Source organism: Ruegeria sp. AM9 (assembly GCF_056540565.1).
In genome coordinates this window covers 18,971-39,319 of the sequence record NZ_JBQFWY010000005.1, presented here as the reverse complement: position 1 = coordinate 39,319, position 20,349 = coordinate 18,971, and the positions used below count along the sequence as shown (strand labels likewise).

General features: G+C 60.5%; 18 protein-coding genes. 7 read left to right on the top strand and 11 right to left on the bottom strand.

Annotated features, from left to right (window positions below; genetic code table 11):
* Positions 1–8: 8 nt before the first annotated feature.
* Both ACR0DO_RS10865 and ACR0DO_RS10860 read right to left on the bottom strand, forming a co-directional pair.
* Positions 9–368 (bottom strand): hypothetical protein, encoded by a 360-nt coding sequence (locus tag ACR0DO_RS10865; RefSeq protein WP_480558637.1) that lies wholly within the window; start codon positions 366–368, stop codon positions 9–11.
* 11 nt (positions 369–379) lie between these two features.
* Positions 380–1,141, bottom strand: a complete 762-nt coding sequence (locus tag ACR0DO_RS10860) for a DUF6478 family protein (RefSeq protein ID WP_480558635.1) — start codon at positions 1,139–1,141, stop codon at positions 380–382.
* A gap of 243 nt (positions 1,142–1,384) precedes the next feature.
* Between ACR0DO_RS10860 and ACR0DO_RS10855 the strand changes: the two genes are divergently transcribed.
* Genes ACR0DO_RS10855 through ACR0DO_RS10840 form a run of 4 tightly spaced genes read left to right on the top strand, consistent with a single transcriptional unit; the run spans position 1,385 to position 7,638 of the window.
* Positions 1,385–4,492: an ABC transporter transmembrane domain-containing protein gene (locus tag ACR0DO_RS10855; protein WP_480558633.1), complete on the top strand. Its 3,108-nt coding sequence runs from the start codon at positions 1,385–1,387 to the stop codon at positions 4,490–4,492.
* Positions 4,485–5,375: a CPBP family intramembrane glutamic endopeptidase gene (locus ACR0DO_RS10850; RefSeq protein ID WP_480558631.1), complete on the top strand. Its 891-nt coding sequence runs from the start codon at positions 4,485–4,487 to the stop codon at positions 5,373–5,375. The genes ACR0DO_RS10855 and ACR0DO_RS10850 overlap by 8 nt, the downstream gene beginning before the upstream one ends.
* A 59-nt stretch (positions 5,376–5,434) precedes the next feature.
* A complete protein-coding gene (accD, locus tag ACR0DO_RS10845; RefSeq protein ID WP_480558629.1) occupies positions 5,435–6,367 on the top strand; it encodes an acetyl-CoA carboxylase, carboxyltransferase subunit beta in 933 nt (310 codons plus the stop codon).
* Positions 6,364–7,638: a bifunctional folylpolyglutamate synthase/dihydrofolate synthase gene (locus ACR0DO_RS10840; RefSeq protein WP_480558627.1), complete on the top strand. Its 1,275-nt coding sequence runs from the start codon at positions 6,364–6,366 to the stop codon at positions 7,636–7,638. The genes accD and ACR0DO_RS10840 overlap by 4 nt, the downstream gene beginning before the upstream one ends.
* Before the next feature lie 75 nt (positions 7,639–7,713).
* Here ACR0DO_RS10840 and zapE read toward each other — a convergent pair whose 3' ends face one another.
* The gene (zapE, locus tag ACR0DO_RS10835; protein ID WP_480558625.1) at positions 7,714–8,772 is read right to left on the bottom strand and encodes a cell division protein ZapE; all 1,059 of its coding nucleotides are present in this window, start codon (positions 8,770–8,772) and stop codon (positions 7,714–7,716) included.
* A 147-nt stretch (positions 8,773–8,919) separates the two neighbouring features.
* Here zapE and ACR0DO_RS10830 point away from each other — a divergent pair, with 147 nt between their 5' ends.
* Complete coding sequence (locus tag ACR0DO_RS10830; protein WP_480558623.1) at positions 8,920–10,161, top strand: MFS transporter; 1,242 nt, start codon at positions 8,920–8,922, stop codon at positions 10,159–10,161.
* Here ACR0DO_RS10830 and ACR0DO_RS10825 read toward each other — a convergent pair whose 3' ends face one another.
* The 6 genes from ACR0DO_RS10825 to ACR0DO_RS10800 all read right to left on the bottom strand — a co-directional run bounded on the left by ACR0DO_RS10825 (position 10,162) and on the right by ACR0DO_RS10800 (position 15,610).
* On the bottom strand, positions 10,162–11,070 hold the full coding sequence (locus tag ACR0DO_RS10825; RefSeq protein ID WP_480558621.1) for an ornithine cyclodeaminase family protein: 909 nt from the start codon (positions 11,068–11,070) through the stop codon (positions 10,162–10,164).
* Complete coding sequence (locus ACR0DO_RS10820; RefSeq protein WP_480558619.1) at positions 11,067–11,687, bottom strand: HAD family hydrolase; 621 nt, start codon at positions 11,685–11,687, stop codon at positions 11,067–11,069. The genes ACR0DO_RS10825 and ACR0DO_RS10820 overlap by 4 nt, the downstream gene beginning before the upstream one ends.
* Before the next feature lie 144 nt (positions 11,688–11,831).
* Positions 11,832–12,287 carry a YaiI/YqxD family protein gene (locus tag ACR0DO_RS10815; RefSeq protein ID WP_480558617.1) on the bottom strand — a complete coding sequence of 152 codons (456 nt, stop codon included), beginning with the start codon at positions 12,285–12,287 and terminating at the stop codon, positions 11,832–11,834.
* On the bottom strand, positions 12,284–13,741 hold the full coding sequence (gene sthA, locus ACR0DO_RS10810; protein ID WP_480558615.1) for a Si-specific NAD(P)(+) transhydrogenase: 1,458 nt from the start codon (positions 13,739–13,741) through the stop codon (positions 12,284–12,286). Before sthA ends, ACR0DO_RS10815 begins: the two co-directional genes overlap by 4 nt.
* A gap of 3 nt (positions 13,742–13,744) precedes the next feature.
* A complete protein-coding gene (fghA, locus tag ACR0DO_RS10805; RefSeq protein WP_170673774.1) occupies positions 13,745–14,578 on the bottom strand; it encodes an S-formylglutathione hydrolase in 834 nt (277 codons plus the stop codon).
* Between the two features lie 102 nt (positions 14,579–14,680).
* Complete coding sequence (locus tag ACR0DO_RS10800; RefSeq protein WP_480558613.1) at positions 14,681–15,610, bottom strand: AEC family transporter; 930 nt, start codon at positions 15,608–15,610, stop codon at positions 14,681–14,683.
* Between the two features lie 183 nt (positions 15,611–15,793).
* On the opposite strand from ACR0DO_RS10800, the gene ACR0DO_RS10795 reads away from it, so the two are divergent.
* Together ACR0DO_RS10795 and ACR0DO_RS10790 are read left to right on the top strand one after the other, a co-directional pair.
* The gene (locus tag ACR0DO_RS10795; RefSeq protein ID WP_480558611.1) at positions 15,794–16,411 is read left to right on the top strand and encodes a TetR/AcrR family transcriptional regulator; all 618 of its coding nucleotides are present in this window, start codon (positions 15,794–15,796) and stop codon (positions 16,409–16,411) included.
* Positions 16,412–16,531: 120 nt separating this feature from the next.
* A complete protein-coding gene (locus ACR0DO_RS10790; RefSeq protein ID WP_480558609.1) occupies positions 16,532–18,277 on the top strand; it encodes a sugar phosphorylase in 1,746 nt (581 codons plus the stop codon).
* Here the strand turns inward: ACR0DO_RS10790 and ACR0DO_RS10785 are convergent.
* Positions 18,261–19,490 carry a glycosyltransferase family protein gene (locus tag ACR0DO_RS10785; RefSeq protein WP_170446496.1) on the bottom strand — a complete coding sequence of 410 codons (1,230 nt, stop codon included), beginning with the start codon at positions 19,488–19,490 and terminating at the stop codon, positions 18,261–18,263. The genes ACR0DO_RS10790 and ACR0DO_RS10785 overlap by 17 nt on opposite strands.
* Before the next feature lie 19 nt (positions 19,491–19,509).
* Entirely contained in the window at positions 19,510–20,289 is a 780-nt protein-coding gene (locus tag ACR0DO_RS10780) for an HAD-IIB family hydrolase (RefSeq protein ID WP_480558607.1), read from the bottom strand.
* Positions 20,290–20,349 lie beyond the last annotated feature (60 nt).

The following is a 20,349-nucleotide window of genomic DNA, read 5'->3' as shown; positions in this document are numbered from 1 at the left end:
GGAAAGGATCACTTGTCGGCGCTTTGCGCCCGGCGAAACGCGCGTTTCAGCATGTCCAGCTCAGCGCGCAACAGCTCGACCTCGGCACGCAGATCATCTGCGGCGGGAGTGCCTGCGATGATTGTGAAATCGCCAAGCTTTTCCGAGGTCGCAGCCTCCACGATCACAAAACAATGCACACCGTCGGACAGCGCAGCCACGGGCACGGGAACCGTCAGGTTCCACCCGTCCTCAGACGCCGAAATACGCGCATCATCGATATTCTCGCCCAAATAGCGCACTTCGACCTGCGGCTCGGTGTCGGCTTGCAGAAACCCCTGCCAGAGGCCGTTTTCAAACCGGATCGGCGTCAATGTCGGCAGTGTCATGGTTGGATCTCTCACAAATCGGCGCGGTGGTGGCGGCAGAAGGTTAGGTCGCGCAGCGTGGCACGGTTCATCCGGGGATTGTCAAAGATCAGATCCAGCCAGATCTTCTCGATCCGCGACTCGTTCAGGGGCAGGTGGGCCAGATCGAAGTCAACAGAATTGGACGGGGTGGACAGGTCAAGCTTGCGCAGCACCTGTTCGGTATTGGGGCCGTGCTGGATGTTGAGGCGGGCAAACATCTCGAGCGGCTGTTCCAGTTCGATCTGCACGTCAACGCGCATCAGATGCTGCTTGGTCAGACCCTGGGCGGCCTCGGGCGGCAGCTCAACAGACAGCGACAGGAACGAGCCTGAAAACCCGAACACATCGACCGTCAGTCCGAATGCGGCCAGATCCTTGTCGCGGGAATTCCGAGTCTGCCGCATCCCGATCTCGGCCAAGGGGCAATCGTGGAACAGCGTCGCCTGACGATCCATCTGCGCCCGGCGCGGGGCCGAGGCCACACCGGGGCGTGGCAGCGGTCCACGCCACAAATCCGGCCGCCAGCACCAATCCGTACCCAGAGGTTTGGGAAACTGCAGCGACCCGATTCTGGGCCGGGCCAAACGGCCATCGGCTTCCTGGATCAGCATGTCCAGTTGGGTGCGCAGCTTGCGGGCTTCGTCACGCTGTAGTCGCAGCTGCGGCTCGGGTGCTTCGGCAGCGCCATGCAGCGCCGCGCGCCAACGCGCGACAACCCGGTGGTGAATATAGCGATCCAGAAGTCTGCCCATGGTCCTATCATTCAGAATGTGACCCTGTTTAGTCAAAGACCGCGCAGGGGTTAAAGGTGAATAAACGATATTGAGGATCAAAACTCTCAAATTCGTGAACGGCCGGGCGGATGGTCAACCCGGCAGCAATCTGTTACCGCGCCGTATTCTTGCAATCGCCGGGGTCAGTGCGTACCGTCTGTCACCTGATTGCGTTGGATCATCCCAAAATCGCATCCAAGAGATTTGAGGCACGACCGGGGCATGGAACCCACTCTGTTCGCATTCATCTGGAAACATTCCAGGAAACAACAGCTTGTCCTGCTGTTGCTGACGATCCTGTCGTTTCCGTTCCTCTATGCCTCGCTTGAGCTGCCCAAGCAGATCATCAACGGTGCCATTGGTGCGCCCAATGACTCGGTAACGATACTGGGCTTCACCGTGACGCAGGTGCAGTATCTGATGATCCTGTGCTTTGCCTTTCTGGGCACGGTGATCGCCAGCGGGTTGATGAAGATGCGCATCAACACGATGAAGGGCATTCTGGCCGAGCGTATGCTGCGCCGCCTGCGGTTCACCCTGATCCACCGCACCATGCGATTCCCGAAATCCTATTTCGCCACCACCAGCCAGGGCGAGCTGGTGTCGATGATCACCTCCGAGGCGGAACCGATGGGCGGGCTGATGGGCGACGCCATCGCTCAGCCGGTGTTCCAGTTCGGTCAGATGATGACCATCGTCACCTTCCTGTTCATGCAAAGCGTCTGGTTCGGGCTGGCCAGCATCGCGCTGATCCCCTTGCAGGCGTGGCTGATCCCGAAACTGCAACGTCAGATCAACCTGCTGAACAAGGAACGTATTCAGGAGGTTCGGAACCTCAGCTCCGAGATTGGCGAAAGCGCGGCAGGCATCAGCGATCTGCGCACCAATGGCGGTTGGCGGTATCGGCTGGCGCAGTTCAGCCACCGGTTGGGGCTCTTGTTCGAGATCCGGTTCAAGATCTACAACAAGAAATTCTTCATGAAATTCCTCAATAACCTGATCACGCAGATGACGCCGTTCCTATTCTATTCGGTCGGCGGCTATCTGGCGATCAAGGGCGAGGTGACGGTAGGCGCACTGGTTGCGGCGCTTGGGGCCTACAAGGACCTGAGCGGCCCGTGGAAGGATTTGCTGACCTATTACAATCAGGTTCAGGACATGTCCCTGCGGTGGGAGGTTGTGACCGAACGCTTTGCGCCCTCGAACATGATCCCGGAAGAGCTGTTCGTGGGTCAGCCCAAAGTGATCCCGCATCTGACCGGCGAGATTGAGTTGCGCAACGTGACCGTGCGCGACGATGACGGCAAGACCGTTCTGGAAGATATCGACCTGACCATTCCGAAAGGCGCCCGCGTCGCCATCCAGTCCGGCCAGGCCTCGGAACGCAACGCGTTGGCGCAGGTGCTGACCCGCGAGGTTCTGCCGGTGCAGGGTGAGGTCATCATGGCGGGTCATAACCTGAAAGACTTGCATCAGGCGGTGATCGCGGCCCGGATCGGCTATGCCTATTCCCGGCCTTACCTGTTCAACGGCACGCTGGGCGACAACCTGTTGATGCCGCTGCGCCCGCATCCACAACACGAAACCGACGCCGCACAATCGCCGAACCGCTGGCAGATCGAGGCCGACCGGGCAGGCAACCCGACAGATTCGCTGACCGACGAATGGATCGATCCCGGGTTGGCCGGGCTGGACGATATCGACGACATACGGGACTGGTGGTTCAAACTGGTCGAAGCGATGGGGATCGACGAGTTCATGCTGCGCCGCACCCTGCGCACGCGGTTCGACCCGCAATTGCACCCGGTTCTTGCACAAGGGATTGTTGACCTGCGCGACACCGTTGCAGAGCGGCTTAGGGAAAAGGGACTGGACCGCCATCTCTATCGCTTTGACCCCGACCGCTTTAACCCCGCTGTACCGCTTGGCGGCAACCTGCTGTTTGCCACCCCGTCGCGCGATATCACGCCGGACTCTCTGGCCAGTGACAGGCGGTTCAGAGACATGTTCGGGATGCATGAGCTGGCCGACGATGCCATGACCATGGCCAGCGCCGTGCTTGAAACGCTGGATCAGGCTTTTGGGCGCGACGGAACGGATCACCCCCTGTTCCTGCGTCTGGGGATGTCGAAGGACATGTTCCACCGTCTGCTTGACATCAAGGACCGCCGTAAATCCAAGGGGGACAGCAGCATCACCGAGTCTGAACGCTCGCTGTTGCTGACCATCCCTTTCCTGCTGACGGCCGAGCAGATCGGTCCCGATTTCCCAGAGGAATACAAGGACAAGATCCTCTCGATCCGAAAGGACCATGCCGAACGGCTGCGTGGAGCCTTGGACGGCATGTTCGTGCCGCTGTCTCCGGACAGTTACCTGCCGCGGCTGACAGTGATGGAAAACGCGCTCTATGGCCGGGTCTCGCTGATGGCGGGCGCCCATGCAGAAGAGATCGAGGACGTGGTGGCGCAGGCCATCAACGAGGCCGGTTTGCGGCGGCGGGCCGCGTCCACCATGTTCGACCTGCCCACCGGTCTGGGCGGGAACAACCTGCCGACCGTGTTTCAGGAACGCGCAGCGTTTTCGCGGGCGGGGATCAAGCGCCCCGATATCCTGATCCTCGACAAGGCGCTGGCCAGCCACGATTCCCAAAGCCGCCTGCGCACGCGTCTGCGACTGCGGGAATTGCTGCCCGACTCGGTCATGATTTTCATGGAAGATCACTTTGCCCACCCCGAGGCCTATGATCTGTTCATCGAAATCAAGGATGGGCGCATCGACGGTGTCGCGCGGACCCAGGACCACCACGAAGAGGGAACCTCGGCCGATCTGAGCCGGAAACTGCAGATTATCGCTTCGACTGAGCTGTTTTCGGGCATCGACGCGCGCAACCAGCGGCTGCTGGCGTTTTCGGCACAATGGTACGAGGTGGCCGAAGGGCAGATGATTTTTTCCCGCGGTCAGGTGCCCGATGCGGCCTATCTATGCATCAAGGGGCAGGCCAAACTGATCTGGACCGAAGAAGGCGGCGGCAAACGGCCAATTTCGATCATCGAGCCCGGCCGCCTGATTGGCGATCTGTCGATCATCACCGGTGATCTGCGCCAACTGGATCTGGAAGCCATCACGGATTGCACCTTTCTGCGCATCGGCGCCGAGGAATTGCGTGCCGTGATCGAAAGCGACGCCTCGGTCGCGGTTCAGCTGTTGCAGACCGTCGCGGGATATCTGACCACTTTGTCGACCAGGCTGAACGAGGTCCAGAAAACCGCCGATGTCTTCCCGGATTTACCGCAATCCATCGAAGGCGAGAGCACCGGCAACAATGCGTGAACCCGCCGCCTATTCCGCCCATGAGCTGCTTGTGGCCGATGCCCGCGCCCGGCCCGAGCTTTGGCGCCTGCTGGTCGGGCTGGTCATTGTCGGCGTGCTGTATGTGACGCTGAATTCGGTTTTGTTTGCCCTCATCGGCGGTCTGATCCCTCCGGATCAGGCGCAGGGTTTTCTGCGCGGAACCTCAGTAGTGGCGACGCTGGTCTTGCTGATGAGTTTTGGATTTCTGACGCTGGGCGTCGCTGTTGCCGCCCGGCAAATGCAACAGCGGTCGCTACGGGCGATTCTGGGGCCGTGCAACCTGTTCCGACAGCAATTCATTCTTGTGGCGCTGGCCCTCACGGTTCTGGGCGTGGCCATGGCCGTTTTGCCGCCATACGGGATGGGGAAACCGCTGACCCAGAACCTCGCCTTGCCCACATGGCTGTTACTCCTGCCGGTGTCGGCATTTGCAGTACTGATTCAGACCAGCGCCGAGGAAGTGTTGTTTCGAGGGTATATCCAGCAATCCCTTGCGGCCAGATTTCGGTCTCGGGTGATCTGGATGGGCCTGCCCTCGGCTCTGTTTGCCGCCGGGCACTACGCGCCGGGTGTGACCGGGGATAACGCGCTGCTCGTGACGGTCTGGGCCTTTATATTCGGCCTGCTGGCGGCGGATCTGACCGCAAGGTCCGGAACGCTGGGACCCGCTATCGCCTTGCATTTCCTCAACAATACCGTCGCACTTCTGTTCATTTCGCTGCCTGACACCCTCAGCGGGCTTGCGCTGTACCTGCTGCCATATGAGATGACCGAGACAGGAATGCTGCGACAATGGCTGTTCGTGGATTTCGCGGTGATGATTGTCTGTTGGCTGACAGCGCGTCTTGCGCTCAGGCGTTGATTGCATTTCCTTCCGTTGCGTCTTATTTGACGTCAAAGCCGCTCAAGCAAGGTTCCGACATGAACTGGATCACAAACTACGTCCGCCCCCGGATCAACTCGATCTTCTCGCGCCGGGAAGTGCCCGAAAACCTTTGGCACAAGTGCGACGAGTGCGGCACGATGCTGTTCCACCGCGAATTGGCCGAAAACCAGAACGTCTGCACCCAGTGCGACCATCACATGGCGATCACCCCGCGCGATCGGTTCAAGCACCTGTTTGACGGTGGCATTTTTGCCGAAGTCGAGGTGCCCGCACCAAAAGACGACCCGCTGCAATTCCGCGATCAGAAGAAATACCCTGACCGTATGAAAGCCGCACAGAAAAAAACCGGCGAGAAAGAGGCGATGCTGGTCGCCAGCGGAGAGATTGGCCGCACGCCGATCATCGCCGCCGCGCAGGACTTCTCGTTCATGGGCGGATCGATGGGCATGTATGTCGGCAACGCCATCATCGCCGCCGCGCAAGAGGCGGTGAAGCTGAAGCGCCCGCTGATCCTGTTCTCGGCCGCGGGTGGTGCACGGATGCAGGAAGGTATCCTCAGCCTGATGCAGATGCCACGGACCACCGTGGCTGTCGAAATGCTGAAAGAGGCGAACCTGCCTTATATTGTTGTGCTGACCCACCCCACCACCGGGGGCGTTACCGCGTCTTATGCGATGCTGGGTGACGTGCATATTTCCGAACCCAACGCGCTGATCTGTTTTGCCGGACCGCGCGTGATTGAACAAACTATCCGCGAAAAGCTGCCCGAAGGATTCCAGCGCGCCGAATATCTGCTGGATCACGGGATGCTGGACCGCGTCACCAAACGCACCGAGATGCGCGAAGAGCTGATCACCATCACCCGCATGTTGATGAACCAGCCTCCGGCCGTCAAAGGCGACCTGCCTGCGCCCGAACCCGAAGAAACCCCCACCGAAGCACCGGCCGAGGACGCGGGCGAGAAATGACCGGCCAGACATCTGACCTCATCCTTGACCGGATGATGGCGCTGCATCCCAAGATCATTGATCTGACCTTGGATCGTGTCTGGCGTCTGCTGGACGCTTTGGACAACCCGCAGACCAAACTGCCACCGGTGATCCATATTGCAGGAACCAATGGCAAAGGCTCGACGCAGGCCATGATCCGGGCCGGGCTGGAAGGGGCAGGGCTGTCAGCCCACGCTTATACCTCTCCGCACTTGGCACGGTTTCACGAACGCATCCGTTTGGCCGGAGAGCTGATCTCGGAACCCGACCTGACGGCGGTTCTGGATGAGTGCTACGCTGCGAATAATGGCGAGAATATCACCTATTTCGAGATCACGACCTGCGCTGCCCTGCTGGCCTTTGCCCGGGCGCAGGCGGATTACACATTGCTTGAGGTCGGCCTTGGCGGCCGCCTGGACGCCACCAATGTCATCCACCAACCCGCTGTTACGGTGATCACCCCAATCTCGATCGACCACGAACAGTTTCTGGGCAACACGCTGGGCAAGATTGCCGCAGAAAAGGCAGGCATCATTAAGCCCGGCGTGCCCTGTATCGTCGGCCCGCAACAGGACGAAGCGTTGGAGGTCATCGAGTACACCGCCGCGCGTCTCGGGGCTCCGCTGCTGATCCACGGCCAACACTGGCACGTGCATGAGGAAAACGGGCGCCTGATTTATCAGGACGAAACCGGCCTGCGCGACCTGCCGCTGCCCAACCTGCTGGGCGCCCACCAGATCCAGAACGCCGGCGCCGCGCTGGCCGTTCTGCGCCACCTGAACCTGGGCGATGACGCCTATGAGGCCGCCGCGACCCGCGCCGAATGGCCCGCGCGGATGCAGCGCCTGAAAACCGGACCTCTGGTCGAGGCCGCCCCGCAGGCCGAGCTCTGGTTGGACGGTGGCCACAACGCCGCAGCCGGGATTGCGCTGGCTGACGTACTGGCCAAGCTGCCAAACCGCCCGACCCATATGATCTGCGGTATGCTCAACACCAAGGACGTCACCGGCTATCTGGCTCCGTTGGCGAAACAGGCGCAAAGCTTGACAGCCGTCTCCATCCCTGGAGAGGCCGCCACGCTTAGCGCCGCAGACACCGCCGCCGCTGCAGCTAGGGTCGATTTGCCCGCCACAACCGCTGACAGCGTCGCTGATGCGTTGGAAACAATCGTGGCGGAAAACCCGCAGGCCCGCGTGCTGATTTGCGGCTCGCTTTATCTGGCCGGTAACATCCTGCGCGAAAACGGCTGAAAAAAGCCCGCAAAGCTTCATCTGGCCAAAAATATCCCGGGGGAGTCGCGCAAAGTGCGGCGGGGGCAGAGCCCCCTATTTTCCCCAACCCTGATCCTGCATTTCCCGAAGGCGCGAGGCGGTGCGTTCAAATTCAAACGTCCCTTCGCCCTCGACATACAGCATCTCTGGCTCGGCTGCGGCGGAACAGATCAGACGCACCTTTGCTTCATACAGCGCATCAATCAGCGTCACGAACCGCTTGGCTTCGTTGAAGTTGTTCCGCGACAGGCGCGGGATATCTTCCAGCACCAGAACCTTCAGTTCCTCTGCTATCGCCAGATAATCTGCCGGCCCCAGCATCCGTCCGCACAGATCATAGAACGACGCCCGCGCAACCCCGTTGCGAAACGCAGGCAGCTCAACCGCGCGCCCCTTGACCTGCAGGATCAGCGGCTCGGCCGTGCCCCCGGACAAGTCTTGCCAGACACTGCGAACGCTCTGCCGCGCTTCGGGGCCGATCGGCGTGAAGTAAACCGGTGACCCTTTCAACCGGTTCTGGCGATAATCGGTGGGCGAGACCAGCTCCCATACCCGTAGCTGCTCCTTGATATGGGCGATGAAAGGCAGGAACAGCTGCCGGTTCAGCCCGTCCTTATAAAGATCGTCGGGATGCCGGTTCGAGGTCGTCACGACCACAACCCCACCCTCGAACAGCAGGTCGAACAGCCGCCCCACGATCATCGCATCGGTGATATCGGTGATCTGCATCTCGTCAAAGGCCAACAGCTTGACCGTCTTCACAACCTCCTGCGCCACCGGGGCCAGCGCATCCTCGACCCCCTCCTGACGGGCCTTGTGCATACCCGCATGGATTTCCTGCATGAAAGCGTGGAAGTGTACGCGCCGCGCAGGGATATCCCCCAGCGCATCAACGAACATATCCATCAACATCGACTTGCCACGCCCGACGCCGCCCCACAGGTACAGCCCTTTCGGCGGCGGCGGAGCCTTGCGAAACAACCCCCGCTTGACCGGAGCGGCAAGGGCTGTGCGGATGCGCTCGAAATGCGGCAGCACGGCCTCTTGCGCGTCATCCCGTGTCAGAATGCCCTCGGCAATGCGGTCGTTATAAAGCGAAATTAAATCCGTCATGAACCTGAGCCATAGCGCCCCCATTAAGGCTTGAAAAGCAGCCATTTTGTCGACGCATCAATTTTCCTTAACCGAGACCGCAAAACTGCTGATTTGACGCTATGTGCAAAATCCATAACGTCCACCAGACCTAACCCCGAGGTCTCGATGCCGCAATCCGCCCGCCTGCTGAACCCGATCCTGATCGTTGGATGTATCATCATCGCGGTCAGTTTCGCCGTGCGCGCCTCATTCGGGGTGTTCCAGATTCCGATTGCCAGCGAGTTTGGCTGGCTGCGCACCGATTTTTCGCTGGCGATTGCGATCCAGAACCTCGCTTGGGGGATCGGGCAACCGATCTTTGCCGCGATCGCCGAAAAGGTCGGGGACCGCAAGGCGATCATTCTGGGCGCGCTGACCTACGCCGCCGGGATGGTGCTGTCGGCCTGGTCGGTCACGCCGTTTGGTCACCAGATGTACGCATGGCTGGTGGGCTTCGGCATCGCCGGCACCGGGTTCGGCGTGGTGCTGGCTGTAGTTGGGCGCGCATCGTCGGACAAGAACCGCTCGATGTCTCTGGCCATTGTCACGGCGGCGGGCAGTTTCGGTCAGGTGATCGGTGCGCCAACGGCCGAGTGGCTGCTGACCTTCCTGCCCTGGCAACAGGTTTTCATCGTCTTCGCCGCTGCAATCCTCGCCCTGGTGCTGACGCTGCCCTTCATGCGCGCACCGCAGCCGGTCAGCAAGGCGGAGCTGGAAGAGAGCATGAGCCAGATCTTAGGCCGGGCCTTCCGTGACCCGTCTTATGCGATGATCTTTCTGGGCTTTTTCAGCTGCGGCTACCAACTGGCCTTCATCACCGCACATTTCCCCGCCTTCGTGACCGAGATGTGCGGCCCGATCCAGCCCGGCGGCGTCCTGCATTCGCTGGGCATCACCACCACGTCAGCCCTTGGGGCGGTGGCCATCTCGCTGGTAGGGCTGGCCAATATCGGCGGTACGTTGCTGGCCGGTTGGGCTGGCAACCACTTCCCCAAGAAATACTTGCTGGCAGCCATTTATACCGGCCGCACGCTTGCCGCCGCCCTCTTCATCCTCATGCCGATCACCCCGATGTCGGTCATCGTGTTCTCGATCGTCATGGGCTCGCTCTGGCTGGCCACAGTTCCGCTGACCTCGGGCCTCGTCGCGCATCTCTATGGGCTGCGCTACATGGGCACGCTCTACGGCTTTATCTTCCTCAGCCACCAGATCGGAGGCTTCCTCGGGGTCTGGCTCGGCGGTCGTATGTATGACGTCTACGGCGACTATACGATGGTCTGGTGGATCGGCGTGGCCGTCGGCGCCTTTAGCGCAATCGTCCACCTACCCATCCGCGAGAACAGACCTCAGATGGCCGTCATCGCCTGATTACGCCTTGTATTTGCTGATAATGTACTGGCTGGTCATCAGGTCCAGATGCGCCCCGCCACCATTCTTGAACAGCGTGATTGCGGTTGGATCGGGGGCAAACCGGTCCAGATCGTAATAGTCGGCCACCAAGTCGCCACGCGTGATCACGCCCTTTTCAATCGGAATCTTGATCTCACCAATATGATCAACGGTTGAATCAAAGCTGTCCATGTAGATACGGGCGCGTTGCAGCGCCAGGTCTTCGGCCTCGCGCATTTCTGGCCGATACGCACCGACAAGGTTCAGATGCTGACCGGGGCGCAACCATTCGCCCCTGATGAAAGGCTGGGTGCTCATTGTAGCGGTCAGGATAATGTCGGCCCGGTCCACAGCATCGGCCAGATCATATTCAACGTCGATGTGACCCAGTTTCGTGGCCAAAGCTTCGGCCTTGGAACTTGTGCGGTTCCACAATCGTATTGCGGCCTGCGGGAAACCGGCGGCAAAAGCTTCGCACAGGGATTCGGCAACAGGGCCCGCGCCGACAATCAGAATGTTGCGGCTGTCCGGGTTGGCCAACCGCAGCGCACCCAGCAGACTGTCCCCCGCGGTCTTCCACTTGGTCACCAGGAAAAAGTCGACCAGCGCCGCCAATCGCCCATCTGCGTCGTCATAAACGCACACAGACCCATCGATCGCAGGACGCCCGGCCTGCACATTGCCCGGAAAAATGGTGGTGGATTTCACCGCAATGCCCAGCCCATCGACCCAGGCAGACCGCGACAGCAGCGTATCCGCACCGCGATACAGAAACGTGTCCTCTATCTGCGCCTTGGGCCGTTGATGTCCTTCGGCGATGGCGCGGGTCAGTTCCAACCAGTCCAGATTTGCCTCTCCGTCAGCAAACGGAATCTGTAGCACATTCACCGCGCCTCATCCTTGGTCAACAGGCCCTCGGCGACCAGGCGATCTGCCCAACCTTGCGGGTCAGTGAAGTGATGCGTCTGCCACCCGCGCGCCCGCGCCGTTTCGATATTGTCGATCCGATCATCCGCGAACAGCAGGGCCCCGGGTGCGACCCCACAATCGGCCTCGACCATTTCATAGATCGGAACATGCGGTTTCACCGCCTTCATACGGCCCGAGACATACTGCCGGTCGAACTCGTTCAGGAACGGGTAGACCGTGGTGGCATAGTCGAAATTCTGCACCCCGAAATTGGTCAGCGCAAAAACCGGGATTTTCTTGGCGCGTAACGCCCGCTGCAAACGGACGGAATGCGGAATCTCGGGCGCGGCCAACTCGATCCACTTGTCATGCCACATGCGAATCTCGTCGCGCCATTCAGGGTATTTCTCGGCCCAGTCATAGATCGTGTCGGTGAAGTGGTGACCCTGGTCCACCAGGTCGTTCATACCGTGCAGATCGACCTCGGTGAACATGGCTCGGCGGCGCTCTTCCCCGATCACCTTGTCGTAGTAGCGTTCGGGCTGCCATTCGATCAGAACGTTCCCGATGTCGAAAATCACGGCTTCAATCGGCATGGTGTGCCCCTGTCAAAACAATCCTGCTAGCGCCGACTGAACCAATCCCCGCCCGGATTTACAAGGGCCGAACCGCAGCGCGCAGCGCTGCCCGGCCCAACCGGAGGAGGCGCATCTTCGATGCGTCTCTGACGGGCGGGAGGGTTACCCCCTCAGGGCCGACCTGAGTTCCCGCTCCAGCGCGTCCAAAAACCGGGACCGGTCCGCCTTGCCGAAAGGCTTGCCGCCACCGCCAGCTCCCAGCGGATTGGCCGCCCGCAGGTCCGCCATAAGATCGCGCATCGCCAGTTGCTGGCCGATATTGGCCGCAGTGAACGCCTCACCATTGGGGCGCAGCACCCGCGCTCCGGCCTCGACGCATTTCGCAGCCAGGGGAATGTCCGAGGTCACCACCACATCCCCAAGCCCGCAGCGTTCCGCAATCCACTTATCGGCCTCATCCGCGCCTTCCGCCACGATGACGACCTGCACCAAAGGGTTTACCGATGGCCGCAGCCCGCCGTTTGAGACCAGCGCCATCGGCACCTTGTGCCGGGTCGCTACGCGCTCGGCCTCGGCCTTTACCGGGCAGGCATCACCATCGACATAGAGCGTGGTCACGCCTTCTTGACCTGTTTCTTCGCAGACTCGGCGGATATCTTGCGCACCTTGAACTCTTCGGGGATCGGCATCCGGTTAAACGCGTCCAGACCCGCGATCTTGTAAGCCTCGGCCAGCGTCGGATAGTTGAACGTGTTCTGCACGAAGTAGTCCACCGTACCCTTCAGGTTCAGCACCGCCTGCGCAATGTGGATCAACTCGGTCGCGCCTTCGCCGACGATCTGCACCCCAAGAACCCGGCGGGTTTTCAGCGAGAACAGCATCTTCAGCATGCCGTGCTCCAACCCCATGATATGCCCGCGCGAGGTTTCGCGGAAACGCGCAACGCCCACCTCATAGGGAATGCCGCGCTCCTGCAATTCTTCCTCGGACATGCCGCAGGTGGAAATCTCGGGCACCGAGTAAATCCCGTAAGGATACCATGGGCTTTCGGGCAGGGTCGGGGTGTCCAGCGCGTGACAGGCGGCGACGCGGCCTTGCTGCAGCGAGGTCGAGGCCAGCGACGGATGGCCGATCACGTCGCCTGTGGCGTAGATATGCGGCACAGCGGTCTGATAGGTCTTGCGGTCCACCTTGATCCGGTTGCGGTGGTCCGTTTCCAACCCGACGGCATCGAGATTCAGCTTGGATGTGGCACCCATCCGTCCCGCGGCGAACAACAACATTTCGGCCCTGACATGGCGGCCGTTATCCAGCGTGACTTCGACATGCTCGCCTGCGTCTTCGATCTTTTCGACTGCAGACCCCAGCCGCAGATCAACACCGTTTTCACGAATCTGATGGGTGAAATCATGGATCAGGCGGCTGTCGATGAAATCCAGAAAGGTGTCGCGCGGTTCGATCAGCGTCACCCGGACATCCAGCGCCGAAAACATGGTGGCATATTCCACCCCGATCACCCCGGCGCCGATCACGACCAGCGAGCGGGGGATTTCGGCCATTTCCAGAAACTCATCCCCGTCAACGACCGTCTTGCCGTTGAAGGGCACGTAATCCGGGCGATAGGTCTTGGTTCCGGTTGCGATCAGGAACTTGGCAGCCGTCAGGCGTGTGGTTTCACCCGCGTCCGTGGCGACCTCGACCTCATGCGGGCCGACGAACTTGGCAAGGCCGTCCAGAGTTTCCACGTGGTTGCGGTTGAACTGGTGCTCCAGCACATCGACCTCGTGATCCAGCGTCATGTGCAGGCGCGCCTTGAGGTCCTCGGCCCGGATCTGATCTTTGACCCGGTAGGAGCGGCCGTAAAAGCTGCGTTCGCGCCAGCCGGACAGGTTCAGCACCGTTTCGCGCAGGGTCTTGGACGGGATAGTTCCGGTATGCACCGACACGCCACCGAACCGGTCCTTGCGGTCGATCACCAGAACCCGGCGTTTCAGCTTACCCGCCTGAATCGCCGCCGAACGTCCCGAAGGCCCGGACCCGATGATGATCAGGTCATAGTCGTATTTGCTCATGCCTCAGTCCCCGTACAGTGCTTCGGCGTGGAAGGTGATGTGGTCTTCCATGAAGGTCGACACAAAGAAATATGAATGGTCATAGCCGGGCTGCAGACGATAGGTGGCCTGTTGGCGACGTTCGGCAATTGCTTGCGCCAGTGCCTCGGGGCGCAGCAGGTCGATGAACTGGTCATTTGCGCCGGTGTCGATCAGGATTGGGCCGTCGAACCCCTTTTCCTTCATCATCATCGAGGCGTCATGCTTGGCCCACGCGGCCTCATCCCCGCCCAGATAGGCGCTGAGTTGCTTGCGCCCCCAATCCGCCCCGGTCGGGTTCGAAATCGGCGCAAAGGCCGAGACAGACCGAAACCGCCCCGGCAGGTTCATCGCCAGTGTCAGCGCGCCGTGACCGCCCATCGAATGACCGGTGATGGCCTGACGGTCCATGTCGATGGCAAAGTTTTCGGCCAGCAGGGCGGGCAGTTCTTCGGCCACGTAGTCCCACATGTTGAAATGCGGCGCCCAGGGCGTCTGTGTTGCGTTCACATAAAACCCCGCGCCCTGACCAAGATCGTAATCCTCGTGGTCGGCCACGCCTTCGCCACGCGGCGAGGTGTCGGGGAACACCACGGCGATGCCCTGTTCCGCCGCCCAAGCCTGCGCGCCGGCCTTGGTCATGGCGTTCTCATGGGTGCAGGTCAGGCCAGACAGGTACCACAGAACCGGAACCGGGCCATCCTTGGCTTCGGCGGGAAGAAACAGGCCGAAAGTCATGTCGCATTGGCAGGCTGCGGAGGTATGGCGGTAAACGCCCTGCACACCGCCGAAACAGGCGTTTTCCGAAAGGGTTTCCATCTGGCAGAGTCCTTAGCTTTGGGTCGCGATATGGCTAACCCTCCAAGGACCCGGCGTAAAGGCCGCGTGCCTTCGGCGAGAGTATTTTTTAAAAGATGAAGCTCAGAGTGTTGCGACCCAGGCGATCACGACCGGTACAGTCAGGATACTGGCCGCCGTGGACAGCAGGATGGCTGCCGACGCCCGATGCGGGGCCACGCCGTAATGGGCTGCCAGAATGTAGACATTGCCCGCCACTGGCAGAGCGGCAGCTGCAATGGCCACCGCAGCCGGAAACGCAGCCACCGGAATCACCCACAGCAGCGCCACGGCAACGCAGGCCGGGTGGATGACAAGTTTGCAAAAACTCAGCCAGGCGGCGACCTGCACGCGTTCTGCCGACTTGGATGCCAGCGAAGCGCCGATTGCAAACAGCGCCCCCGGTGTAGCGGCCCCGCCCAAAATGGTCAGAAAGTCGTTCAGAGGCTCCGGAACCGGCACCTGAAACGCCGACCACAATATCCCGGCGGAAATCGATACGATCATTGGATTCTTGATCAGTCCCAGCCCGATCAACCGCAGAGTCGCAGGTGTCAATCGCCCGTCGCGCCCGGCATTGATCAAAATCACGATCAGGGACGAAAACACCACCAGATCAACCGTCAAAACCAGCATCACCGGTCCAATGGCGGCCTCGGACAACAGCAGGGCCAGCATCGGCAGGCCCAGAAATCCGACATTGCCGATGGCGGCGCATTGGGCCTCGACTGCGGCGGTGGGGATGTCGAGCCCCCGCATCCAGGCCACCAGTGTCGCCAGCACATAGACAACGACCGTGCCCAGCAAATAGCCCATGACAAGGCGGCCGTTGAAAATCTCGGCAAAGGGCAGGGTGGCGGCAAAACGGAACAACATTGCCGACAGCGCAAAGAAGAACACGAATTTGGTCAGATAGGCCGTCGCTTCCTCGGTGAAAAACCGGCTGCGCCCGGCCCAGTACCCCAGGCCGATGATCGCAAAAAACGGAAGCGTACGTAGAAAGATATCGACCATGGCCAGAGTGTTAGCATTGTTTGACGGGTCGGCAAGCCTTTAGCCGGCGCAATGAACTGACACCAGGTTCTGACGGGAAAATGAACGGATTTCACCACGTCACTTCGGTGGAAGTCACGCGAATCGTTGTATCTGAACTGAACGGTTTATAGTTTTAGGGGATCATCTAACCCAGGAGAGCCCATGACAGAGACAGCCGCCATCCTTCGTACGGGCCGCAAATTCGATCAGGTTTTGCGTGGCGCCCGAGAGGTTTTCATGGCGGATGGGTTCGAAGGTGCAAGCGTCGATGACATCGCACGCGCCGCCGGTGTGTCCAAGGCAACGCTCTACAGCTACTTCCCCGACAAACGGCTTCTGTTCATGGAGGTCGCGCAGACCGAGTGCAAGCGTCTGGCCGAAAACGTCATCTCGATGATCGATGATTCCAAACCGGCGCGCGAGGTTCTGACGATCACCGCCACGCAGCTGACCGCTTTTCTGGTGTCGGATTTCTCGCAACAGGTCTTTCGGATCTGCGTGGCCGAACGTGACCGGTTCCCCGAGCTGGGCATGGCGTTTTTCGAAGCCGGGCCTCAGAACGGCCAGCGCCACATGGTCGAATATCTGGAAAAGGCGGTCCAAAAGGGTGAGCTGGCCATCGAGGACGTCCAGATCGCGGCGGAACAATTCTCGGAACTGTGCAAGGTGCGCATCTGGACCAAGGCGGCTTTGGGCATCCAGACCAGTTTCAGCCAGCCGGAAATCGACGCAATCGCACTGCAGGCTGTGGACATGTTCATGGCCCGCTACGGGGTCTGATCAAGATTTGGGCAGGCGCGCGGGCATTTGCACGAACAAAGGCTAATCACACAGTTGAAGTTTGACAGGTGGGCCGTTCTGGAAAACCATCGGGCGGATACAGCGAAGGCCCTGTGACCCTTGACCAGTGCGAACACCAGCTTTTCCCGCCGACTGACCGATCTGCTCGTTCAGATTTACCCTGATCATGATCAAGCCGAACTGGCTCGTGAAATCATCGAGGCCTTTTGGCCAGCGGGGACGCACCGGCGCAAACAAGGGCGCAAGCCGGGCAACAAGCTGTGGTCAGAGAAAGACAGCGTCCTGATCACCTATGGCAACTCGATCGAGGATCAGGCCCACAAACCGCTGGACCTGCTGCATGATTTCCTGCTCAGACATCTGAGCGGCGTGGTGAACGGGGTCCACATCCTGCCGTTCTTTCCCTTCACCTCGGACGACGGGTTTGCGGTGTCCGACTACTATTCCGTCAGCCCGCAATTGGGGGATTGGGCGGATATAACCCGGATCGCGGGGGATTTTCACCTGATGTCCGATCTGGTGCTGAACCATGTCTCAAGCCAGGGCGCGTGGTTCACCAACTTCCTGCAGGGGAAACCTCCGCACGACCGGTTCTTTTACGAAGCCTCGCCCGAGGATGATCTGTCTCAGGTCGTGCGCCCGCGCACCACGCCTTTGCTGCGGCAGGTCGAAACCAATCAGGGCGAGAAACACGTCTGGTGCACATTCAGCCACGATCAGGTGGATCTGGATTTCTCGAACCCCGAAGTGCTGATCGAGATGCTGAGGATCATCCGCCTGCATATCGACAAGGGGGTGCGTATCCTGCGGCTGGATGCGGTGGCCTTTGTCTGGAAAGAGATCGGCACCAATTGCATTCACCTGCCGCAGACCCATGCCATCGTGCAACTGTTGCGGCTGCTGTGTGACTACGCCACCGAAACGCTGGTGCTGCTGACCGAGACCAACGTGCCGCGCACCGAGAACCTCAGCTATTTCGGCAACCGGAATGAAGCGCACGCGGTTTACAATTTCCCTCTGCCGCCGCTGATCCTGCACGCGATGCAGTCGGGCACTGCGCGATACTTGCGTGAATGGCAGGCCGCGATGCCGCCTGCGCAGCTGGGCTGTGCCTATCTGAACTTCACCGCCAGCCATGACGGCATCGGGATGCGTCCCGCCGAAGGCGTTCTGCCCCCGGACGAGAAAGACCGCATGATCGACACCGTGCGGCGGATCGGCGGGCTGGTGTCGATGCGGGCACTGCCGGACGGGCGCGAGGAGCCATATGAGCTGAACTGCGGGTATTTCGAGGCGATGTCCGAGACCTTCCACGGTCCCGATCAATACCATCTGGCCCGGTTCATCTGTTCCCAGACCATCGTCATGTCACTTGAGGGCATACCGGCCTTCTACATCCACTCTCTGCTGGCCACGCCCAACGATCACGAGGCGGTTGCGCGGCGCGGCATGAACCGGGCGATCAACCGGCACCGCTGGCATTACCCCGATTTGCTCGCACGGCTGGCCGATCCGGGCTCCAATCAGGCGCTGGTGTTGTCGGAATTGTCTCGCCGCCTGCGCCTGCGGGCGCGGCAACCGGCGTTTCACCCAAACGCGACGCAATTCACCCTGCGGCTGGGCGACCGTGTCTTTGGCATCTGGCGGCAGAGCCTGGACCGCAGCCAGTCGATCTTTGCGCTGCACAATGTTTCGGCCGAACCGGTCCATGTCGGCCCTGCCGAGATCAACATGATCGCCGACGAGGTCTGGACCGATGCGCTGACCGGAGAAATCCTTGCCGCCAACGGCCCCGATATCGTGTTGGCGCCGTATCAGTGCCGCTGGATCACGAACGCGGCGTGAATTGCGCCAAATCTTCGGACACCGCCGCTTTCAGGCGCAGCAGGAATTCAGGGTCCGCCGAATGGACACGGTTCCATGTCGGGATGAACGGCGTCTCGTGCGGGTTGTCGAGGAAGATCTGCCCGGCGCGAATGATGTTTTCGGCAAACAGTTCGATGGACTTCTCTTCCTTGTGACGGTCCAGTTCCAGCCCGTTCATCTTGGCGTCGGTATAATAGCCCTCCAACAGGTCCAGCGCGGATCGATAGTAGGTGGCCTTGAGCGTGCGGAAGGTGTTGGGTGTGAACACGGTGCCATCAGCCGCCAGCTTGCGGAAGATCGCCTTACAGATATCGGTGGACATGCGCGACAGGCCGCGGTTGGCGTCCTCGGGCGACAGGTCCTGATGTTTGTGGTCGTAATTGTCGGCGATCTCGACCTGACAGACGGATTTCGGCGCCAGATTGCGCCACGCCTCGGACAGAACGCCGATTTCCAACCCCCAGTCCGATGGGATGCGCAAATCGGGCAGGGTCGGGGTGCGGATGGCGAACTCACCCGACAGCGGATAGCGGAAGCTGCGCAGGTAATCGAGGTAATCGCGATCCCCGATCACTTTTTTCAGCGCGATCAGCAGAGGGCTGACCAGCAGGCGGGTGACGCGGCCATTCAACTTGCCTTCGCCAACGCGGGGGTAAAACCCTTTGGCCATCTGGAATGGAAAGGTCGGGTTGACGACCGGATAGACCAGCCGGTCCAGCATCTGGCGGTCGTAAGTCACGATATCGCAATCATGAATTGCCATCACCGAACTGTCGGCACAGGCCAGCAGGTACCCGATGCAGGACCAGACGTTCTTACCTTTGCCCGGCTCCTGAGGAGCCAGCCCCAAGCCCTGCAGTTGGGTTTGCAGTTCAGTCAGGCGCGGGCTGTCGTTCCAGATCACCGCGTGGTTTTGCGGCAGATCGGCAAAGAAGGCGCGGGCGTGGCGGTACTGCGCCTCATCTGCCTGATCCAGACCGATGATAACTCGATGCAGATAGGACACCTGCGCCAGCTCCTTCAGAATGCCCGCCAATGCCGGGCCTTCCAGTTCGGAATAAAGGCACGGCAGGATCAGGGTGATCTTGCGCGTTTCGGCATAAACCGAAATCTCATGCGCCAGGTGACCCGCCGGTCTGCTGCGCAGGTTGTGCAGGGTGGTGATGTTTCCGTTCTGGTGAAAATCTGCCATGTCTGGAGCCTTTTCCGGGTCAGAGCCCTGCCGTCAGCGTCAGGATCGCTTCGGACCAGCCGCGCGGGCCGCTGTTAGTTGTTCTGAGAATCCGCGCCTCGGCTTCGGGCGGGAAGCGGGGGATGGAGGGGCCGTCCGGATTGGCGATGATCACACCCTGATCGGCCGCGCGGATCATTTCGCTGTCATTTGGCGCATCACCCAGAGCCAAGGTACGGGCAGGTGTCAGATGGCCGACAATATCCTTCATCGCATCCGCCTTGGTCGCGCCAAATGAAAGGGTCAGAAACCGCCCGCCCTGCCGCGTGTGCAGCCCCGCGCGCTCGGCTGCTGACAGAAACTGCTGCAAGCCAGCCTCTGACCCGGTCCACCGGCCCGGCTCGCTGAACTTGCGCCTCTTGGCAAGGGCAGCTTGCGCAAGGTTCAGACCAGTTTGTTCCACCACTTCTTTGTCAGTCAGGTCGCCAAAGCCGACAAAACCCGACGGCAGAGTCTTTAGCAGGGACCGAAGACGCAAATAGCAATCGTCGTCCGCATTCGTTGTTCCAGGCCAAAGTACACCGGCCCCGTTTTCAACGATGGCGGGCATGTGGCTCAGGCCCATCTCCTGCTGCAAAGACCGGATTTCCGCAGCTGTCTTGCTGCTGGCCAAAACCAGCCCTGCACCCAATTCCGTCAGCCGGGCAAGTCCTGGCCTAGCAGCTTCCCAGTTATAGTCGTGGTGATCCAGTAACGTGCCATCCAGATCGGAAAACACCAGAAGGGGCAGGGCAGGGGCGGCGGCATTGATCATTTCCATCAAAGTAGAAATCTGCCGATGCGCGATGTAAATCCGTGCCGACGAAAACTCCGCCAAACC